Source organism: Accumulibacter sp., from assembly GCF_031732815.1.
Classification (GTDB): Bacteria; Pseudomonadota; Gammaproteobacteria; order Burkholderiales; family Rhodocyclaceae; genus Accumulibacter.
Window position 1 is genome coordinate 1 of the sequence record NZ_JAVMKF010000233.1, and the last position, 19,214, is coordinate 19,214.

The window sequence follows — 19,214 nt, forward strand, 5'->3', positions numbered from 1 at the left end:
AGCGATGCTGGATTTGTTCCGCCGCTGGCGCGAGCGTGGCTGGCGTGAAATCGATGCCGACGAGTATGACGAAGCGTGGCATCAGTTCGGCGGCAGCGTGGCAACGCATCCGGAGATCGTCGGGCGCCTGTCTTGCCTGGCGCGCATCCCGGTGCGCTACCTCGGCTGGTTTGCCGGCGAACAACTGCTGGCGGCGATTCCCTGTTGGGGCGGGCATCTGGCGCTGGCCAAGGAAGTCCTCAAGCAGCGCGGCCGGCGCAACCTGTTCGACCTCGGCAACGCCGAAGTCATCCTGCCGATTGCCAGCGACGCACGCGTGCCGATCCGCCAGCGGATGCGCTACGTCTCCGAAGTCAACGCCGCGCAGATCAGCGGACTGCAGCCGCAGGCCGAGGGTCTGGCCCTGGTGCGTTCGCCGGAAGAGTATTCTCCCAAGTTCCGCTACAACCAGCGGCGCGAATTGCGCCTGTTCGAGGAAGCCGGCGGCCGCCGGCAGGCGCTGGCCGACCTGTCGCCGATGCAGCAGGCAATGATCTATGCCGATCTTTTTCAGCGCCGCTGGGGTTTTGCACCACGCGGCAAGGCGTATCTGGGGGAAGTCTTCGACCTGCTGCGCGAGTTCATGACCGGCTCGCTGCTGTTGTACGACGATCGGCCGGTGGCGATTCAGATCATCTACCGCGTCGAGGCTCCGCATTGGCTGTCGGTCGAGTACATCAACGGCGGCGTCGATCCGCAAGCGAAAGAACTCAGCCCGGGCAGCGTGCTGACCTACATCAACATGCTCGCCGCCTGGGAAGAAGCGCGCGCCCGGCACAAGGCGCTGCGCTTCTCTTTCGGTCGCGCCGATCGTCCGTACAAGGATCGCTGGTGTCACCGCGTAGCAGTCTATCAGCGCTAGCCGGTCGGCCGGCAGACACCGGCGCGGCGGACAACGGCGTGCAATGACGGCCGCGCGCAAGCAGCAGTTGCTCGCCCGGCATAGACGGCGCAAGCGGCTCCTCGTGCTGGTCAGCCTGCTCGCGCTGCTCGCGGTCGGCGGCGTCTACGCCTGGTGGCTGCCGCCGCTGCTCTTGCTCGCTGGCTGGATCGCGCACGAAGCCTGGTTCGCCGACCATCTGTTCTATTCGCCGCGGGCCGATTATGGCTACGACTTTCCAGCCGAGACGCCTTGTCTGGAAGTCGTCCTCGCCGACGGTGAGCTGTCCTTGTCGGCCGCCTTGCCGGCGGGCGAGACGCTGATCCTCGAAGTGCGCCTGCGCAGCCGCCTGGCTGGCCGCCTGCTCGACCCATATGTCATCATCGGTGACGACCGGCAGGACTTTGAACGCGCCGCCTGCGGTCGGCGCTATCTCAACCTTTCCGGGCAGGCGGCGCGGCTTGCCAGCGGGCACCTGCCGATCGTCGCGCACCATTGCACGCTGGCCGCGTCGGCGCGCTTGTACGTGCTGGCCAATCCCGACTACACGCAGGAGCGCCTGCTGCTCGTCGCGCCGCACGCCGACGATGCCGAGCTGGCGGCATTCGGCCTCTACAGCCGGGCGCGCGAGGTGCGCATCGTCACCCTCACACAAGGCGAGGTCGAGGCCGGTGGCTACCGTCGTCTTGGCCTCGACGCAGCGCAGGCGGCGCGCCTGAAAGGCCGCCTGCGCACCTGGGACAGCCTGGCCGTACCGCTCTGGGGCGGCGTCGCACAACAGCACTGCGTGCAACTCGGCTACTACTGCCTGCAATTGCCGGCGATGCTCGCCGCGCCGGAGCAGATCTTCGCCTCGCGCGAGTCGGGCGAGGGTGACATCCGACCCGCCCGCCGGCACAACGCGCTCGCACTGCCGGCCGACGCCGACGGACTACCGACCGGCGCCAACCTGATCGCCGACCTGGTTGCCGTGCTCGAACACTTCCGCCCGCGCGTCGTCGTCATGCCACATCCGGAGCTCGATCCGCATCCCGATCATGTCGCCAGCAGCGCGGCGCTGCTGCAGGCCATCGGGCAGGTGCGCGTGCCACCCAGGCTGGCGCTGCTCTACGCCAATCACCTGCACGACAATGATCGCTGGCCGATGGGCCCGGCCGGCGGCGGGATCGCCTTGCCGCCGGCACTGACCACGCTGCCCGCCGACGGCGTGTGGAGCCCTTGCCTGAGTCCGGCCGAACAGCTCGACAAGGCGCTGGCGCTGGCCATGCAGCACGACCTGCAGGGCCGGCTGGCGGGCAAGGCACGCCTGCGTCGCCTGATCCAGTCGCTGCTCGCCGGCCGTCGCTGGCCGGCGACCGGCGACAACGAGTTCTTCCGCAAAGCGGTTCGCCGGCACGAGCTGTTCTGGGTTCGCCGCCTCGAGCGCTAGGCCGGCGCAGTGCTCGCCTTGCTGGCACGCACTGCGCGGGCGGGCTATCATGCCAGTCTTATTGCCGGCCAACGGGAGGTGCCATGCGCGCGCTGCTCCAGATGATTTGTTCGTTCTTCCTGGCTCTGCTGGCGGCCGGCGTGTCGCTGGCGACCGCCGCCGATGATCCTCATGCCGCCGACCGTCAGGCGCTGATCAGGCTGTTCCGCGAGATGGAGGCCAGCATCAATGCGCAGGATGTCGAGCGCATGGTCGCCCAGATGCATCCGCAGGCGACGGTCACCTGGCTGAACGGCGAGGTATCGCGTGGGCACGACGAAATCCGGGCTTACTACCAGCGTATGGTGAAGGGCGATCAGCGCATTCTCGACCGCTATCTGACCACCGCCAAGCTCGGCGCTTCGGCGCGTTTCTTCGGCAATGGCGAAGTGGCGGTCGCCGACGGAACGATGGCAGACGAGTTCTTTCCGGTCGCGCGCGGACCTTTCAGGCTGGACTCGAACTGGACCTCGACCTCGGCGAAGATCGACGGGCGCTGGCAGGTCGTTGCCCTGCACCTGTCCGCCAACGTGTTCACCAACTCCTTGATGGCCGAGGCGCAATCGGCCATCCGGCTGGCTGCGGGCGGCGCCGCGCTCGGCGGCCTGCTGATGGGCGCGCTGTTGACCTGGTTGTGGTGTCGGCGAGGCGCTCAGAGCGCGCGCAACAGATAGTAGTAGACCGGCGCCGGCAGCCAGAGCGAGTCCAGGCGGTCGAGCATGCCGCCGTGCCCCGGCAGCAATGAACCCCAGTCCTTGATCCCGCGCTGGCGCTTGCTCGCCGAGAGGAGCAGGCTGCCAGCGAAGCCGAGCAGCGTGATGAGCAGCGCGAGCAGCGCCGCTTTGCCCGGTGCGAACGGCGTCAGCGACGACAGGCAGGCGCCCAGCAGGCTGGCGCTCAGAATGCCGCCAAGCGTGCCGGCCAGCGTCTTGCCGGGCGAGATGCGCGGAGCGATCGGCCGGCGGCCGACGAGTTTCCCCCAGACGTACTGCAGCACGTCGCTCGCCTGCACGATGACGATCAGGAAAGCAAGCAGGTAGACCTTCCCCGGTCCGTCGGTGGACGGCAGCGCGAGCAGCGCTGGAATATGCGAAATCGCGTAGACGCAGATCAGCAGCCCACTCGCCAGCGGCGCCTGGCGGGCGTTTGCCGCGCAGCTCGCGCGCCGCCTGCCGGCGACGACGCCGACCAGCAGCACGCTCGGCAGGCCGAGCGCGAAAAGCAGCGCTTCTCCGCTCGCCGCCAGCGCGTACTGCAGCGCGATGGCGAGCAGCATACCGGCGAGCAGCCGACCGCGCGGTGCGCCAACCGGCCGGCCGGCCATGATGAACTCGCGCAGTGCGGCGAACGAGGCGAGCGCAAAGAGCAGCGTGATGCCGACCTGGCCGGCGAGCACGGCGAGGCCGAAGACGCTGACGATGACCCACCAGGCGGCGATTCGCCGGTTGAGGTTGTCGATCAGCGGGTGCGCCTGGCGGTGGGCAACGACGACGCGCAGGATCTGACCGACCAGCGAGGCGACGACGAGGACGGTTGCCAGGCCGCCAATCAGTGGCCAGGCGGCGCGCTCGATCATGCCGCCGATGTCGGCCGTGCGGGCGGCGCCGCGCGGCAGTCGGGCGACTGCTGCCAGCGCTGCAGCAGCGCGCGCTGCGCGGTGCCGAGAACGACACCCGGGCGAGCTGCCTGTACGCGGCGGATCGCGTCCTCCGGCGTGTCGGCCAGCCGCTGGCGCAGCAGCCACGCAGCAAGCACCACGGCGCTGCGCGCCAGGCCGAGCGCGCAGCAGACGAGCACCGGACCCCCGGCGGCGCGCGCCTGTTCGACCGCCCTGACGCCCTGCTCGAGTTCGTCGCAGTCGGGGGTGACCAGGTCGAGCAGCGGAACGACGATGTGGGTCACGCCCGGCGTCGTGCACGGCAGCTCGGCGCACAGGTCGACAAGCGCCCTGGCGCCGATCTGACGCAGATCGCCGCGGCCCGGCAGGCGGCCGAGAAAGATTCCCGGCGCCACCTCGTCGGCCGGCTTGTCCCGCCGCGTCCACCAGCGCGAATTGAGCCAGGCGCCGGCCAGGTAGGGTGCCAGAAGGCAGACGACCGCCGGCGGCAGCGCACCGTCGCTGCCCTTGGCAAACGCGCTGGCGTCGCAGAACAGATAGATCAAGCCGACCAGCCCGAGCGCGGCAGCCGGCCAGAGCAGCCACAGCCCGACGCCACCGAAGCCGCCGGCGAGCAGCCCACTGGCCAGGGCGGCGAGCAGGTAGATCAGCGCCAGACGTAGACGCCGGGGATCGCGCGTCAGCGCTGCTCGAGGCGAGCGGCGCTGCCCATCATCGGGCAGCAGCCAGAGGACGAAGCAGCCGAGCCAGGCGCCGGTCGGAACGTCGAAGAAGTGATGCTGCCCGGTGGTCAGCACCGAAACGCCAATCAGACCGGCAACCGCATAGACCAGCGCGTGCCAGGCGCGCGGCACGGCGTGCCGGTAGATGGCGAGAAGAACGACGAGCAAGGCGATGTGCAGCGAGGGCGCCTGATTGAACGGCTGATCGAAGCTGTCGAGCGCCGCGAACATCCAGCCGAAGACGCCGTCCACCTCGCCGCGCACGAAGCTGCAACGCAAGGGAAAGGCGAGAAAGCAGGCGACCGCCAGGACCTGCGTGAGCAGCAGACGGGCGGCGTGCGTGTCGAGCCGGCGACGCGTCGGGCAGAGGAAGAGCGAAATGCCGTAGAGGAGGTCGATCAGCCAGTAGGGAACGATCGTCCACGGCAGAAACGGGATGTGCTGCTCCCAGGCGAAGACGATCACGGGCACCTCGCCGCGGCGCGCGCTGAGCCAGGTAGCCAGGCCGTAGCTGGCGAAGAAGAACGGCGCCAGAACGAGCAGCCAGACAAGCGCGCGCAGCCAGGGGTAGGCGCTGGACGATTCGCCCGCCGGGCGCTGCCGGCTTTCCCCGGTCACCGGCGGCGGGCCAGCGAAACGGTGAAGATCCCCCAGTCGTCGATCCATTGTTCGACCTTGGCGAAACCGGCGGTGCGCACGAGTTCGTCGAGTTCGGCCTGGCTGCGGCGCCGCATCACCCACGGCTGCCCCCCGCGGTGGCTGGTCAGCGTGCGCGCGATCATTTCGATCTGCGGGTGCCACGGCTGACCGGTGTAGATCAGATAGCCGCCCGCCTCGACCGCCTGTGCCAGGCCACGCAGCGAGCGCAAGACAGCTTCGTTGTCGGAGAACAGCTCGTAGAGCCCGGAAACGACGACCAGGTTCGGCCGTGGCTGCAAGCTGGCAAGCGCGTCCTGGTCAAAGGCATCGCCGACTTCGCAGCGTGCGATGTCGGCCAGATGCCTTTCCTCGACCAGCGCCTGCGCCTGGGCGACGTTCGCCGCGCTGAAATCGCGCAGGACGATCGACGCCGGGCGTTCGCGCAAGCGGTCGACGGCGTCGAGCACGTAGCGTCCGTAACCGGCGGCAATGTCGGCGATGCGCAGCGCCTGACCGGCTGCGTGCACGGCCTGCGCGGCGGCAGCCATCGCCTGCAGCAGATGAGCGCGGCGGATGCGCACGCCGCGCCAGCCGATGGCATTCAGGTAGCCGCGGTCGATCAGCCGGCCGACGAGCAGCGCGCCGCGCGCCTGGTCGCGATAGACGTAGTCGAGGCTGCGACCCGAATCGAAGCCACTGTGCAGGCCGATGCGGATCCCTTCCGACAGGCGTCCGAGGCTGCGCATGGCCAGCCGGGTGAGCGCGAAGCCCAGCCGGCGCACGGAGAACGCCGGCAGCGGCTGGCGCAGGCGCAGTTCCTCGGCGCGCGTATGACCGTCGCGATCCGCCTGCAGCAGCGAATCGGCCGTCGCCGGGCTGGCGAAGACGCGCTCGACGAAGTCGCGCACGTGCGCCAGCGCGATTCGCCGGTCGCGCTCGCCGAGCGCGTCATGCAGAAAACCGGGCAAGACGTGGCACTCCTTGCGCGGCGAGCCAAGGCGGCGAAAGAACTGCTCCTGCGGCGCCCGGTAGACCACCCAGTCCTTCTCCGGGATCAGCAACTGGACCGGCAGGCGGATCGCCGGCGCGTCGTCGACGATGCGCTCGGCCGCGGCGAGCAGACCGAGCAGAACGCGCGCCGAAATCGCCCGCGCAATCAGCCGGTCCTCGTCGTACGAGCGAATGCGCTCGGTGTCCTGGCTGAGGAACTTCGCCTTGACGTAGGACGTGATGAAGAAGTTGCCGCGCAGGCGGTAAAGCAGGGTCAGTCCGGCGCGCGCCAGCGGAACGTACAGCTTCACCTTGAACGCGGGTGCAGCAAGCACCAGGCAGCGGATCGGCGCCGCGTAGTCGTGTACCCAGGTGGCTGCGATCACCGCTCCGACGCTCTGCCCGATCAGTGCCAGGCGCTCGCCGTCGACGCCGTGCGCCGTCTGCAGATGGCGCACGAAGCAATCGAGATCCTTGACCAGCGCGGCGAAACTCGGACTGTCGCCGCGTGCCCCGGGCGAGCGACCGTGCCCGCGCGCGTCCCAGGCAAAGCAGGCAAAGTGATCGAGTGCGAGTTCGTCGACGATATGCTGCAGGCGACCCGAATGCTCGTGCCCGCGGTGCAGCAGGACGAGCGTCGGTGCTGCGTCACCGCCGTTGACTGCCGGCCAGTGGCGGTAGAACAGCCGAGTGCCATCGTGCGTCGTAAACTCGAGTTCCTGCGCCTGGCGCATCACGTTTCTCCTTGCCTGATCGGGCTGCTCGTCTGCTCGGCCGGGGAATCCGCGCCAACGCTGCCGCTGCTCTCGGCGAGGCCGCGCTGCACGCGGTTGACGATGGTCAGAACAAGCAGCACGGCGATCACCGCCAGCGCCCACGCCAGCCATTCCCCGGGACGGACGCCGCAAGCGAGGAGCAGGCCAAGCACGGAAAAGACGAAAGCGCGATCGCTCTTGCCGAGCGGACCGTCGTTGCGTCTTTCGCCGCTGGCGCCGATCGCCAGGACGCCGGCCATCTCGGCGAGATTGGCGAGGACGATGACGACGACGAGCATCGGCAGCGCGCCGCCCGCCTGCGAGAGAAAAGCGAAAGGCAGATACAGCGCCGCGTCCGACACCTGATCACACAACTCGTTCAAGTACGCGCCCAGCCTCGAGCGCTGGCCGAACTCGCGGGCGAGCATGCCGTCGATGGCATTCAGCGCCATGCGCAGGAAGAACCATCCGGGCAGCAGCAGAAACCAGCCAGTCTGCCCAGACGAAGCGCTCAGGGCGAGCCCGCCGCCGACCAGCAGCGAGCCAGCGCAAGCCGTCAGCGTCACCTGATTGGCCGTTGCGCCAAACCGGTAGAGCAAGCGGGCGAAGGGGCGCAACAAGGCCTGGAAACGCGGCTTCAAGCGGTAGAGACTCATCGGCGAACGGCGAAAAAAAGAAAAAATGATAGCACCGGCGCCAAGCTTGCCGAGCAGCCGGCGGCTTGGCGGCGACGTATTCCCGTCGGCGTCAGCCACCTCATGCGCTGGCGGAGCACCCGCCTGGCTTGCCGCGCCGTCGAAAAATTTTACAAAGTGAGTACTGCAAGCACCCGCGACGACCGCACGCTGTCGCCTGCCAGCCGCCATGTGCCGGATAAAACATCAATGAATACAGTCCAAATATTAACTGGCACGCAAACTGCTTGGTACCGCGGAGAAATGTCTCGGCGTTGGCCATCGAGCACGTTTCATGATTTTCCGCATTTCGCTTACCAGTCTCTCGCATCACCCCAACGGAGGATTCCCAGATGAAAAAAAACATCGTCGCCGTGTCGCTCGCCTTGTTTTCCGCCAGCGCCGCGCAAGCTGCCTTGCTGACCGACCCCGATGACGCACGCTCCTGGCAGGGAGCAAGCGTCGGAACCTTTGCCGGGCTGTACTACGGATCGAACACGCTGGCCAACCGCCAAGCCGTGATCGCCAATAACCTGCTCGACGATGGCAATTTCGATGCCACCGGCTATGCTGCGGCGACGCTGAAGAAATTCAATGGTGTCGATGTCGTCGCCAACCCGCTTTACGGCGCATACGGCACTTCGCTCGATCAGGCGGGCGTCAGCGACGGCAACGACGGCACCTACAACTACTCTTTCGGCAGTGCCGGCGCTGCTGTCGGTGGCAGCGCCATCGACCAGCACTGGATCCAGACGGACAACACGATTGGCAACAGCGTCTGGGATCTCGGTTTCCAGGCGAGCAAGGCAGCCGTCTTCAACTCGATCGACCATGGCCCGCTGCCGCTCGAGGCGATCGAGTCCACCGTCTATCTGTCGAACGACATGATCACCTGGACGCAGGCGGTGACCGAGCGCGTCTGGCTGGAAGGTATCTACAGTGACAGCAGCGTCGTCTGGGACGGTTTCGTCTATGCGGTAGGCACGGGTACCGCCGATACCTTCCGCTACGCTTCGATCATCTGGGGTGGTCCGGGTGCGCTGCTGGCTGATGGCGACAACGAAATCAACGGCGTGATGGGTCTGCGCAGCAACTTCCAGCCGGGCCCGAGCGTTCCCGAGCCGGCTTCGCTCGCCCTCTTCGGGCTGGGCCTGCTTGGCCTGTACGCGGCGCGTCGGCGTCGTTCTGCCGTCTGAGTATCGAGTTGAGCGCGGCCGGGCGGTGCGCAACTCGCCGCCAGCCGCGCGTGCCAACCCCGGCGCGCTTGTTCAGGCGCCGTTGGGCGTGCGCTTTGCCATCATTTCACCCATGCGGACAGGGCGCGCCGCGCGCCAGTCCGGGTTGAAGGCGAGCGTGTTGCGCGGGAAGAGCATGACGACCGTCGAGCCGAGCATGAAGCGGCCCATTTCCTCTCCCTTGGCGAGTTCGATGCGGCGGTCGTCGTAAGCCCAGGAGCGGATTTCGCCACTGCGCGGCGGGTTGACCGTCCCATGCCAGACGGTTGCCATGCTGCCGACGATCGTTGCGCCGACCAGCGTCAACACAAAGGGGCCGAAGTCGGCGTCGAACAGACAGACGACGCGCTCGTTGCGCGCAAAAAGGCCCGCGACGCCGCGCGCGGTGGCTGGATTGACCGAGAACAACTCGCCCGGAACGTGAATCATCTGGCGCAGGCGACCGGCGACCGGCATGTGGATGCGGTGGTAGTCGCGCGGGCTGAGGTAGAGCGTGGCGAAATCGCCATCGACGAAGGCAGCAGCCACTTCGCCGTCGCCGCCGAGCAGTGCGGCGGTCGAGTAAAGATGCCCCTTGGCCTGAAAGATCTGGTCGCGCTCGATGCGACCGAACTGGCTGATCGCCCCGTCGACCGGGCAGACGAAATCCGCCTCGGCGAGCGGGCGCGCGCCGTCACGCAGCGGACGTGTGAAGAAGTCGTTGAACGTCGGGTAGCAAACCGGATTGGGCTCGGCCGCCTCGCTCATGTCGACGTCGTAACGCCCGATGAACCAGCGGATGACGGCGGTGGTCAGGCTGCCCGCGTTGCTCGCCGCCAGGCGTCCGGCGAGTTGGGTCAGAGCCTGCTTGGGCAGCAGGTGCTGCGCGAGTACGGCGATGCGGTCGGACACGATGGCGTTGGTGGCGAAGACGGAGCCCGATTATACGCCGGGCTTGGCCCGCCCCGGCCGTGCGCTCACTGAAATCGGCAGGCGCCGGGTCCGTCCGGGTGGCCGCAACTGCCACACGCTGCGGGCAGTTCGCGTGCCGCTGCGCTGCTCAGCGCTGCAAAAGCGGACAGCTTCTTGCGCAAGTCGGTGCTGTGGCAGTTGGGGCACTCGGCTGCCGGCGAGGACTCGCGAACCAGCTTTTCAAACTCGCTGCCGCAGGCGGCGCACGCGTATTCGTAGATGGGCATTTTGTCAATACTCCGTGTTGGTGCGAAAGATTTGCCGAAGCAGCGCGCCCGCCGCTGGCCTGGCCGTCGAGGACCGCCAGGAGCGCTGGCCAAGGAACTCACGGCGGCGCAAGTTTACCTTGTCCGCCAAGCCAAAGCAGCGGTATTCTCCGGCTGAGGCATGGACTTGCTGCATCGCAACAGAGCAGACCGGGGCGGATGGACATGAAAGCAACGCTGCGCTGCGGGCTGACCGGAATGGCCGCCTGCGCGTCATTCTTCTGGGCCGGCGAAACAACGGCGGAGACCGCTTTCGCCTTTGTCAGTTCGCCCATGAGCTGGGTTGGTCAGGGCGAGAGCGTGCTGATCACGCCGACCACCGGGAGCGGCTTCAGCTTTACCGCGACGCGCTCTTACGATCAGGGTGTCCAATTTGCCATCAATGACTTCGCGATGAACCCTGATTTTTGGTCAACACGCGACTGGAGTCTCGACTTCGCCGCCCCCTACGGCGCGCCGCTGACGCCCGGCCGTTACCCGTCGGCAGAGCGCTGGCCTTTCCAGGCGGTGTCCAGTCCCGGCCTCTCCTTTTCCGGCAACGGGCGTGGCAACAATACGCTGAGCGGCCGATTTACCGTCCTCGAGGCGCAATACTCCGGGACCGGCGAGGTGATGGCTTTCGCTGCGGACTTTGTCCAGTTTGACGAGAACATCCGCAACTGGTGGAGCTTCGGATCGCTGCGCTATCAGTCGTCGTTTGCCTTGCAAACGTTTCCCCGCATCGATTCGACGCAGGCGACGCACCTCGCCAGCGCACTTGGCGACACTTTGCTGCCGGCCTTCGACGGGGGCGTCCTGCGCATCGACAGCCCGGTACCGACGATCGATCTGGGCTTCACGCTGAGCAACCGTGGCGGCACGATAGACGCCAACGGCAATCGCGTATTGTTCACCGGCACGCTTGCTGACCAGCGCAACGAGAGTGGCCCGCTGACGCTCAGCGGAGCTGGCGTGAGCACCTTCGGCGGGCGAAACACCTACACTGGCCGGACGACGATCAGTCGCGGAGCGACGCTGGCGCTGGCCACTGGCGCAAGCATCGAGGACTCGGCGGAGGTGCGCAACGACGGGAGCTTCGACCTCGCTCAGAAAGCAGACGGTACCGCGATCAGGGCGCTCTCGGGTGATGGCCGGGTGCTCCTCGGCGTCGGCGAGCTGGTTCTGACTGCCGCCGACGGCACGTTTGCCGGAGTCATCGCCGGCCCCGGCGCGGTGCGCGTGCAGGCCGGCAACCAGGTCTTCAGCGGCGCCAACACCTACGCGGGTGGCACGACGATCAACGATGGCGCGACCCTCAGTGTAGGCAGTGACGCCAACCTGGGCGATCCAGGCGGCGCGCTGCGCCTCTACGGTGGCACGCTGCGCGCCACTTCGAACTTTTCGATGCAGCGTGCGATACACCTCCTGTTCCGCGATGGCGCTTTCAATATCGATGCCGGGAGTACGCTGACGAACGCGGGATCGGTCGACGGCCCGGGATCGGTGGTCAAGGACGGCGCCGGGACACTGCGACTCTGCGGCAGCGTCGCGCATGACGGCTGGTTCCGGGTGAGAAGCGGCCGGGTCGACCTTTGTGGCGCCTATGCGGCGCCTGGCCAGGTGACCATTGAGGCGGGGGCAACACTCGCCGTGCAGGGCGGCAGCGATCTGGCTTCGGCCGAGCGGATCCTCAACGGCGGGACGCTGGACATTTCGGGCAGCAGCGCCGGCGTCACCCTGCAAGCACTCGACGGGAGCGGCAGCGTCGTGCTCGGCGACCGCAGGCTGACGCTGGCCGGGCCCGACCGCTATCCCAACCCGGTCTTCAGCGGCGACTTCCAGGGCAGCGGCGAGATTTCGATTCTGCGCGGCCTGCACGTCTTTTCCGGGGTGAGCAGCGGGTTTACGGGCACGACGACGATCGTTCCCGGCGCCGTGCTGGCGCTTTCCGGGCTGGCTTTCCCCGGTCAGTCGACTTTCGTCAATCACGGCGTTCTCGATCTGTCCCCGCATTCGGGGGCCGCCTGGCTGGCCAGCCTGACCGGCAATGGTCTGGTCCTGCTCGGTGCCAACGACCTCGTCCTATGGCGCGCCGGCGGCAGTTTCGACGGAGAGATTTCGGGTTCCGGCCTGCTTGCCGTGATCGGCGGAGCGGTGACGCTCGGCGGGACGAACCGCTACGCCGGCGGTACGCTGATCGGCAGCGGCGCGCTTGTCCGGATTGCCGCCGACAGCAGCCTGGGCAACGCGGCCGGACCGCTCGGCCTGGACGACGGGACGCTGCGCACTTCGGCCAATGTGTCGACGGCGCGCACGATCTATGTCGGCGCCCGGGGAACCCTGATCACCGATGCTGGTACAACGCTGACCAGCACGGGCAGCGTGTCCGGCAGCGGCCGGTTGATCAAGCAGGGCGCCGGCGCACTGGTGCTCGCCGGTGATAACGCCGGCGATCATACGCCGGGCAGCGGCTGGACCGGCGGCCTGACGATCGACGAGGGTCTGGTCGAGGTGAACAACGCGTGGGGGCTCGGCTGGGGCGATGTGGCGCTCAATGGCGGACGGCTGAAGTTTGGCCTGGACCTGGCGACGCCGCAGACGATGGCGCTGGCCGGCGGCGCGCTGCTCGACGTTGCGCCAGGAACGACAACGACTCTGACCGGTACGATCGCCGGTACGACCGGTGGCTGCGTCGTCAAGACCGGCGGCGGCACGCTCAACCTGCGTGGTGCGGCGACTCTGGCCGGCGGCATCTGCGTCGAGCAGGGCGAACTCAAAGTGAATGGCGAACTCGCCGGCAGCGTCGGCATTGAACCGGCTGCGCTCTTGCGCGGCGACGGCGTGCTGCGTGGGCCGGTCAGCGTGCGCGGAACGCTGGCCCCGGGCAACTCGCCGGCGACGCTGACGGTCGCTGGAACGGTCGAGATGCTGCCCGGTTCGACCTTCCAAGCCGAGATCAACGGACGCGGTACGGCGTCGGGCCCGGGCAACTATTCGCGCTTGCTGGTTACCGGAGCGGGCAATCAGTTCATTGCTGGCGGCGCCCGGCTGCAGCCCCGGCTGCGCGCGCTCAGCGGCAGCGAGGTCTATGTCCCCTACGTTCCGCAACTCGGCGACAGCTTCCGCATCGTCAGCGCGGAAGGTGGAATCGTTGGCCGTTTCGCCTCGGTCGCCGAGGCCGAAGGCCTGGCGGCGGGCACGCGTCTGCTCGCCTTCTACGATGTGCGCGGCAACCGCAGCATCGACCTGCGCGTCGCGCCAGCGGCCTACAGTGGCGTGCTGAGCAGCGCCAATGACAATCGCCGCGCGGCGGCCGATGCCGTCGATCGGCTGAGCGTCGCCGATCAGCAAGGCAACACCAACTCGGCGCAGAGCGAGTTCCTGTACGCGCTGAGCGGACTCCCCGGAGAGCAGATTCCGGGCGCGCTGAACACGCTGCCGGGCGAAGTGCATGCCGCGCTGGCGGCCGTTGCCCCGCGCACCGGGCCGCGGGTGCAGGCTGCGTTGCGCCGCCAACTCGGCGCAACCCGCGCTCGCTCGGCCGACGCGCCTGCGCCAGCATCGGATGACGCTACGCCGCGCCGCGCGCTGTGGATTGAGGTCGGCGGCGATCGCGGCCACTGGAGCGGCGATCGCTCAGCGAGTGGCTTGCGCGCCACGCGCACCGAGTTTGCCGTGGGCGGCGATCTGTTCGAGGCGGACGGCGTACGCGCGGGAATCGGCCTGGCGCACGCCGATACGAATGTTGCGCAAACGCATGGCGCCGGCTCGGTCGAGGAGAATGTGCTTTTTGCCTACGGTCAGTACCGCGCCGACGCGTATCTCCTCGACGGTTTGATCGGCTATGGGCGCAGTCGGTGGACCAGCCGGCGCGCCGACCCGCTGGGCGGCGGCGAGCGCCTGAAAACCGACCAGGGTGGCGCCACGTGGCTCGCCGGCAGCACGCTGCGCAAGCCGTTCGAAGTGGCAGTGACGGTCGTCGAGCCCTTCGCCAGCGTGCTCGCCCAGCACGTTACGCGACAGGCCACCGACGAAGCGGGAGACTCGCCGGCCGCCCTGCATCTGCGCCGTTACAACGCGACGAACGTGCGCGCCATGCTCGGTCTGGCTGCCGCTTCGCTGGACAAGGACCCGCTCAATGCCGCGCTGACCTACGAAGTGCAATTGGGCCTTGGCCAGGACTGGGGCAGCGCCTTGCGTGCGAATGTGCACGCCAGCCTCGCCGGCAGCGAATTCGCGCTGTGCGCGCCGCAGGTCGGGCGCAGCTTTGCGCAGTTACGGCTGGCCGGGACCTGGCGACTGAGCCGCACAGCGTATGCCTATGCCGCGCTGACGGGCGAAGTACGCCAGGAACAGAGCGAGGTTGGCGGCACAGCCGGCTTGCGCGTCGCTTTCTGAGCCCGGCCGGCATACCTTGCGCCGGCTGAAATCGAACCTCTTGCGGCGCCGTCGCCGGGAGTAGGCACGCCGGGCCAGATCACCTAGACTATGGCGCGCGCGGCACGCTGTTGCCGCGCCCACCGCTTCGCTTACCGTGCGCGCCATCAGCGGCTTCAGCGCCGTCCTCGCCCGCTTCCGATCGTTGTTCCCTCGACCGCTTGCCCGCCATGCCCCAATCCTCCCTTGCCATCGATTCCAAGCTGCCGCAGGTCGGCACGACGATTTTCACCATCATGTCCAGACTTGCCGCCGACTGCGGCGCGATCAACCTGTCGCAGGGCTTCCCCGATTTCCAGCCCGACGATTCGCTATTCGCAGCCACGCTGCAGGCGATGCGCATGGGGCGCAACCAGTATCCGCCGATGGCCGGCGTTGCCGAATTGCGCGCGGCGATCAGCGACAAGGTCGAGTCGCTCTACGGCGTGCGCTACGACAGCGAGAGCGAGGTGACGGTGACCGCCGGCGCGACACAGGCGATCTTCACCGCGATCGCCGCTTTCGTCCGCCCGGGCGACGAGGTGATCGTCTTCGAACCGGTCTACGACAGCTACGTTCCGGCGATCGAAACCGTCGGCGGCGAGGCGCGCTACGCGGCGCTGTCCTACCCCGACTACCGACCCGACTGGGAGCAAGTGCGTTCGCTGCTCGGCCCGCGCACGCGCATGATCATCATCAACTCGCCGCACAACCCGACCGGCGCCGTCTGGTCGGCGCAGGATCTTGAGCACCTGGCCGAACTGACGCGTGGCACCGACATCGTCGTTCTCGCCGACGAGGTCTACGAGCACATCGTCTTCGACGGCGCGCGACACCACAGCGTCAGCAGCCGGCCGGAACTCGCCGCGCGCAGCCTGGTCGTCTCTTCGTTCGGCAAGACGTATCACATCACGGGGTGGAAGATCGGCTATGTCGTCGGCTCGGCCCGCCTGATGAACGAGTTTCGCAAGGTCCATCAGTTCAACGTCTTCACAGTCAATACACCGTGCCAGGTGGGGATCGCCGACTACATGCGCGAGGCTGCGCGCCATCTCGGACTGGCCGACTTCTACCAGCGCAAACGTAATTTCTTTCGCACACTCTTGCAGGATTCGCGTTTCGATCTGTTAGCGTGTGGCGGGACGTATTTTCAGTTGGCGCGCTACCGCCGGATCTCGGCTTTGCCGGATGTCGAGTTTGCGCACTGGCTGACGCGCGAGGCCGGCGTCGCGGTGATTCCGGTGTCCGTCTTTTACCACGATGGACGCGACGACGGCGTCGTTCGCTTCTGTTTCGCCAAGCAGGAGGAGACGCTGGCCGCTGCGGCAGAACGGCTGCGCAGCTTGTAAGGGGCTTCCCGCAAGCTGCGCCGGGCCTCTATAATCGCCGCCCGCGCAACACAACCCAATAACACAAATCATTCAATTCAAGGAGAAGCACAGGATGAGCATGCTGCAGGAGTTCAAAGAATTCGCAATGAAGGGCAACGTAATGGATCTCGCCGTCGGCGTGATCATCGGCGGGGCTTTCGGCAAGATCGTCGATTCGGTCGTCGGCGACCTGATCATGCCGTTCATCGCCTGGATCATGGGCGGCAAACTCGATTTTTCGGGGATGTTCCTGGTTCTCGGCAAGGTCCCCGAGGGAACCGCGATGACGCTCGACGCGCTGAAGAAGGCGCAGGTGCCGGTTTTCGCCTACGGCAGCTTCATCACGATTCTGGTCAACTTCATCATCCTCGCCTTCATCATCTTCATCATGGTCAAGCAGGTCAACCGCTTGAAGAAGAGCGAACCGGTGGTCGAGGAAGCCCCGCCGGCGGTCGCCGAGGAAGTCATCCTGCTGCGCGAGATTCGCGACAGCCTGAAGAAGTAGAGGGCCGTTCGGCGCGCGCCGCGCCGATCCCGCTCATGTGCTTTCCCCGCCGGCCTGCGCCGGCGCAAGCCGGCAACGCCGCTTCAGGGAATGAACGGCCACTCGATCTGGTCGCTGCGCGCAACGCCCGCGCTCAGCGCCCGGCACGAGGCGATGAAGTCCAGCATGCCGGCGGTCTGAAACTTGCGCCGATGGCGAACGAAATGGAAGTGCCGGCGCAGATCAAGCTCCGGCGTCTCGACGGCAACCAGGCTACCGCGGCGAAAAGCCTCGCGCAGCGCCAGGCGCGAGATGCAACCGATTCCCAGACCGAATTCGACGGCGCGCTTGATCGCTTCCGTATGTTCCAGTTCGAGACGCACCGCGAGCGGCGCGTGATGATGACGCAGCGCCTGATCGAGCGTCTCGCGCGTTCCTGAACCCGCTTCGCGAACGATCCACGCTTCGCCCGCCAGTTCGTCGAGCGTCGCCGAAGCGCGCCTGGCGAGCCGATGGCCGGGCGCGCAGAAGACGACCAGTTCGTCGGCGACCCAGGGTTCGACGAGCAGTTCCGGATGGCGGCAGTGTCCTTCGATCAGGCCGAGGTCGAGCTCGTGCCGGGCAAGCTGCTCGACGATCGTCTTCGTGTTGTGTACGGCCAGACCGACCGTGCTTTCCGGGTGGCGCTTGAGGAAGTCGGCAACGATCAGCGTCGCCAGATAGTTGCCAATGGTCAGCGTCGCGCCGAGGCGCAGATGGCCGTAGCCGCTGCGCCCGGCGAGTGCCTGCTCGAGGGCGGCCGCCCGCTCGATCAGTTCGATGGCCTGCGGCAGCAGCGTCTGACCGACTTCGTTCAGTTGCAGCGCCTTGCCGAAGCGGTCGAAGAGCTGCGTGTCGAACTGACGTTCGAGCTCGCCGAGCGCGGCACTCGTGGCCGACTGTGACAGAGCAAGCTCTTCGGCAGCGCGCGAAACGTTTTCGTGACGGGCAACGGCGACAAAAACTTCGATCTGGCGCAGGGTGAATCGCATGGCGTTTGGTTAGAGGCAAAATCGCTAAGGATTATCCAGAAAATCTGTTTTGCAAACAGAATACGACGAACTACGATGCGTGTCGTCCACCATCGCCAGCCCAGGCCCACGCCAATGAGCAACTACTCTTCCCAGCGCGTTCTTTCGGTGCATCACTGGAACGACAGCCTGTTCAGCTTCCGCACGACGCGCGATCCGGCGCTGCGTTTCATCAACGGCCAGTTCGTCATGATCGGTCTGCCGCAGGAAGGTCGTCCGCTGACGCGCGCCTACAGCATTGCCAGCGCCAATCACGACGACTACCTCGAGTTTTTCAGTATCAAGGTGCCGAACGGGCCACTGACCTCGAAGCTGCAACATCTGGCGGTCGGCGACGAGATCGTCGTCAGCCGCAAGCCGACCGGAACGCTGGTTCTGCGCGACCTGCGGCCGGGCGAACATCTCTACCTGCTCGCCACCGGCACCGGATTGGCGCCATTCATCAGCCTGATTCAGGATCCCGAGACCTACGAGCGCTTCAACAAGGTGATCCTGATCCACGGCGTCAGATGGATCAAGGATCTGGCGTACAGCGACTTCATCCAGCGCGAACTGCCGACGCACGAGTTCTTCGCCGACCTGGTGCGCGGACGCCTGATCTACTACCCGACGGTGACGCGCGAAGCCTACCTGCACCAGGGGCGGATCACCCATCTGATGGCGAGCGGTCAGCTGTTCTCGGATATCGGCCTGCCGCCGCTCGATGCGCAGCGCGATCGCGCAATGGTCTGTGGCAGCCCGGCGATGATCAAGGACTGCTGCACGCTGCTCGATCAACACGGCTTCCAGGTTTCGCCCTATATCGGCGCGCAGGGCGACTATGTCATCGAGCGCGCCTTCGTCGACAAGTAGGCCGGGCGGCCACCAGCGGCGTTGGCCAGAAAGCTGACGTCGCGCTCGATGCGCTGCCCGACAAGCGCTTTTTTCGAAGCCAAACGGCGGCGGACTCGGGTAACTCGGGTAGACTGAGGGCTGCGCAGCCTTGTCCGCTGCGCGCTTCTGCCGGCGCTGCCCGAGCGCCCGTGCACCGCCTGTTCAACCCTCATCACCCGCGGACCGACGACCGCCAAGGCCATGGCTCAATACGTATTCACCATGCTTCGCGTGGGCAAGATCGTGCCGCCCAAGCGACAGATCATCAAGGACATCTCGCTTTCGTTCTTCCCCGGCGCCAAGATCGGACTGCTTGGCCTGAACGGTTCCGGCAAATCGACGGTGCTGCGCATCATGGCCGGCGTCGACCGCGACATCATTGGCGAAGCAACGCCGATGCCCAATCTGAAGGTCGGTTACTTGCCGCAGGAACCCGAACTCGACCCGGCGCGCAACGTCCGCCAGGAAGTCGAGTCCGGCCTCGGCGAAGCCTTCGCTGCGCAGGAACAACTCGCTGCGGTCTATGCCGCTTACGGCGAACCCGATGCCGACTTCGAAAAGCTCGCCGAGGAGCAGGCACGCCTGGAAGCGATCCTCGCCGGCGCCGGCAGCGATCTGGCCAACCAGCTCGAACTGGCCGCCGACGCCCTCCGCCTGCCGCCGTGGGAGGCGTCGATCGGCACGCTGTCGGGCGGCGAAAAGCGGCGCGTGGCGCTGTGCAAACTCCTCCTGTCGAAGCCCGACATGCTGCTGCTCGACGAGCCGACCAACCACCTCGACGCCGA

General features: G+C 66.9%; 16 protein-coding genes. 9 read left to right on the forward strand and 7 right to left on the reverse strand.

All coding sequences use genetic code 11. The annotated features are described in order from the left end of the window. Positions 1–4 precede the first annotated feature (4 nt). The 3 genes from RKP46_RS14405 to RKP46_RS14415 all read left to right on the forward strand — a co-directional run bounded on the left by RKP46_RS14405 (position 5) and on the right by RKP46_RS14415 (position 3,061). Positions 5–901 carry a GNAT family N-acetyltransferase gene (locus RKP46_RS14405; protein WP_311107286.1) on the forward strand — a complete coding sequence of 299 codons (897 nt, stop codon included), beginning with the start codon at positions 5–7 and terminating at the stop codon, positions 899–901. 43 nt (positions 902–944) lie between these two features. Then, positions 945–2,348: a PIG-L family deacetylase gene (locus tag RKP46_RS14410; RefSeq protein ID WP_311107273.1), complete on the forward strand. Its 1,404-nt coding sequence runs from the start codon at positions 945–947 to the stop codon at positions 2,346–2,348. A gap of 83 nt (positions 2,349–2,431) precedes the next feature. Continuing rightward, positions 2,432–3,061: a nuclear transport factor 2 family protein gene (locus tag RKP46_RS14415; protein WP_311107274.1), complete on the forward strand. Its 630-nt coding sequence runs from the start codon at positions 2,432–2,434 to the stop codon at positions 3,059–3,061. Here RKP46_RS14415 and RKP46_RS14420 read toward each other — a convergent pair. From RKP46_RS14420 to RKP46_RS14435, 4 genes are read right to left on the reverse strand one after another with little or no spacing between them, the layout of a single operon-like run. Beyond that, positions 3,040–3,963, reverse strand: coding sequence for a phosphatidate cytidylyltransferase (locus RKP46_RS14420; protein ID WP_311107275.1), 924 nt, complete (start codon positions 3,961–3,963; stop codon positions 3,040–3,042). The two genes, RKP46_RS14415 and RKP46_RS14420, sit on opposite strands and share 22 nt — an antisense overlap. After that, complete coding sequence (locus RKP46_RS14425; protein WP_311107276.1) at positions 3,960–5,345, reverse strand: phosphatase PAP2/dual specificity phosphatase family protein; 1,386 nt, start codon at positions 5,343–5,345, stop codon at positions 3,960–3,962. The genes RKP46_RS14420 and RKP46_RS14425 overlap by 4 nt, the downstream gene beginning before the upstream one ends. Further along, on the reverse strand, positions 5,342–7,090 hold the full coding sequence (locus RKP46_RS14430) for a bifunctional alpha/beta hydrolase/class I SAM-dependent methyltransferase (protein WP_311107277.1): 1,749 nt from the start codon (positions 7,088–7,090) through the stop codon (positions 5,342–5,344). Before RKP46_RS14430 ends, RKP46_RS14425 begins: the two co-directional genes overlap by 4 nt. Next, on the reverse strand, positions 7,090–7,767 hold the full coding sequence (locus tag RKP46_RS14435; RefSeq protein WP_311107278.1) for a CDP-alcohol phosphatidyltransferase family protein: 678 nt from the start codon (positions 7,765–7,767) through the stop codon (positions 7,090–7,092). The genes RKP46_RS14430 and RKP46_RS14435 overlap by 1 nt, the downstream gene beginning before the upstream one ends. Before the next feature lie 371 nt (positions 7,768–8,138). Here RKP46_RS14435 and RKP46_RS14440 point away from each other — a divergent pair, with 371 nt between their 5' ends. Further along, on the forward strand, positions 8,139–8,981 hold the full coding sequence (locus tag RKP46_RS14440) for a PEP-CTERM sorting domain-containing protein (protein WP_311107279.1): 843 nt from the start codon (positions 8,139–8,141) through the stop codon (positions 8,979–8,981). Between the two features lie 72 nt (positions 8,982–9,053). On the opposite strand, the gene asd is transcribed toward RKP46_RS14440, so the two are convergent. Together asd and RKP46_RS14450 are read right to left on the reverse strand one after the other, a co-directional pair. Then, entirely contained in the window at positions 9,054–9,911 is an 858-nt protein-coding gene (gene asd / locus RKP46_RS14445) for an archaetidylserine decarboxylase (RefSeq protein WP_311107280.1), read from the reverse strand. Between the two features lie 65 nt (positions 9,912–9,976). After that, positions 9,977–10,198: a zinc ribbon domain-containing protein gene (locus RKP46_RS14450; protein ID WP_300332939.1), complete on the reverse strand. Its 222-nt coding sequence runs from the start codon at positions 10,196–10,198 to the stop codon at positions 9,977–9,979. 198 nt (positions 10,199–10,396) lie between these two features. On the opposite strand from RKP46_RS14450, the gene RKP46_RS14455 reads away from it, so the two are divergent. The 3 genes from RKP46_RS14455 to mscL all read left to right on the forward strand — a co-directional run bounded on the left by RKP46_RS14455 (position 10,397) and on the right by mscL (position 16,507). Continuing rightward, a complete protein-coding gene (locus RKP46_RS14455) occupies positions 10,397–14,614 on the forward strand; it encodes an autotransporter domain-containing protein (RefSeq protein ID WP_311107281.1) in 4,218 nt (1,405 codons plus the stop codon). A gap of 209 nt (positions 14,615–14,823) precedes the next feature. Next, the gene (locus RKP46_RS14460) at positions 14,824–15,981 is read left to right on the forward strand and encodes a pyridoxal phosphate-dependent aminotransferase (protein WP_311107282.1); all 1,158 of its coding nucleotides are present in this window, start codon (positions 14,824–14,826) and stop codon (positions 15,979–15,981) included. A gap of 94 nt (positions 15,982–16,075) precedes the next feature. Beyond that, positions 16,076–16,507 (forward strand): large conductance mechanosensitive channel protein MscL, encoded by a 432-nt coding sequence (gene mscL / locus RKP46_RS14465; protein ID WP_300332947.1) that lies wholly within the window; start codon positions 16,076–16,078, stop codon positions 16,505–16,507. Between the two features lie 83 nt (positions 16,508–16,590). Here the strand turns inward: mscL and RKP46_RS14470 are convergent, their stop codons facing one another. Further along, positions 16,591–17,517, reverse strand: coding sequence for a LysR family transcriptional regulator (locus RKP46_RS14470; RefSeq protein ID WP_311107283.1), 927 nt, complete (start codon positions 17,515–17,517; stop codon positions 16,591–16,593). A gap of 114 nt (positions 17,518–17,631) precedes the next feature. Here RKP46_RS14470 and RKP46_RS14475 point away from each other — a divergent pair, with 114 nt between their 5' ends. Both RKP46_RS14475 and RKP46_RS14480 read left to right on the forward strand, forming a co-directional pair. Beyond that, positions 17,632–18,408, forward strand: coding sequence for a ferredoxin--NADP reductase (locus RKP46_RS14475; protein WP_311107284.1), 777 nt, complete (start codon positions 17,632–17,634; stop codon positions 18,406–18,408). 222 nt (positions 18,409–18,630) lie between these two features. Beyond that, a partial coding sequence (locus RKP46_RS14480) for an ATP-binding cassette domain-containing protein (RefSeq protein ID WP_311107285.1) occupies positions 18,631–19,214 on the forward strand: 584 nt, incomplete at its 3' end.

What these genes read in the sequence shown, in the direction of transcription:
- RKP46_RS14435 (WP_311107278.1), bottom strand. Translation starts at nt 7,767, where the DNA reads ATGAGTCTCTACCGCTTGAAGCCGCGTTTCCAGGCCTTGTTGCGCCCC.
- RKP46_RS14460 (WP_311107282.1), top strand. Translation starts at nt 14,824, where the DNA reads ATGCCCCAATCCTCCCTTGCCATCGATTCCAAGCTGCCGCAGGTCGGC.
- RKP46_RS14410 (WP_311107273.1), top strand. Translation starts at nt 945, where the DNA reads ATGACGGCCGCGCGCAAGCAGCAGTTGCTCGCCCGGCATAGACGGCGC.
- RKP46_RS14440 (WP_311107279.1), top strand. Translation starts at nt 8,139, where the DNA reads ATGAAAAAAAACATCGTCGCCGTGTCGCTCGCCTTGTTTTCCGCCAGC.
- RKP46_RS14450 (WP_300332939.1), bottom strand. Translation starts at nt 10,198, where the DNA reads ATGCCCATCTACGAATACGCGTGCGCCGCCTGCGGCAGCGAGTTTGAA.
- RKP46_RS14415 (WP_311107274.1), top strand. Translation starts at nt 2,432, where the DNA reads ATGCGCGCGCTGCTCCAGATGATTTGTTCGTTCTTCCTGGCTCTGCTG.
- RKP46_RS14475 (WP_311107284.1), top strand. Translation starts at nt 17,632, where the DNA reads ATGAGCAACTACTCTTCCCAGCGCGTTCTTTCGGTGCATCACTGGAAC.
- RKP46_RS14470 (WP_311107283.1), bottom strand. Translation starts at nt 17,517, where the DNA reads ATGCGATTCACCCTGCGCCAGATCGAAGTTTTTGTCGCCGTTGCCCGT.
- RKP46_RS14455 (WP_311107281.1), top strand. Translation starts at nt 10,397, where the DNA reads ATGGACATGAAAGCAACGCTGCGCTGCGGGCTGACCGGAATGGCCGCC.
- mscL (WP_300332947.1), top strand. Translation starts at nt 16,076, where the DNA reads ATGAGCATGCTGCAGGAGTTCAAAGAATTCGCAATGAAGGGCAACGTA.
- RKP46_RS14405 (WP_311107286.1), top strand. Translation starts at nt 5, where the DNA reads ATGCTGGATTTGTTCCGCCGCTGGCGCGAGCGTGGCTGGCGTGAAATC.
- RKP46_RS14430 (WP_311107277.1), bottom strand. Translation starts at nt 7,090, where the DNA reads ATGCGCCAGGCGCAGGAACTCGAGTTTACGACGCACGATGGCACTCGG.
- RKP46_RS14420 (WP_311107275.1), bottom strand. Translation starts at nt 3,963, where the DNA reads ATGATCGAGCGCGCCGCCTGGCCACTGATTGGCGGCCTGGCAACCGTC.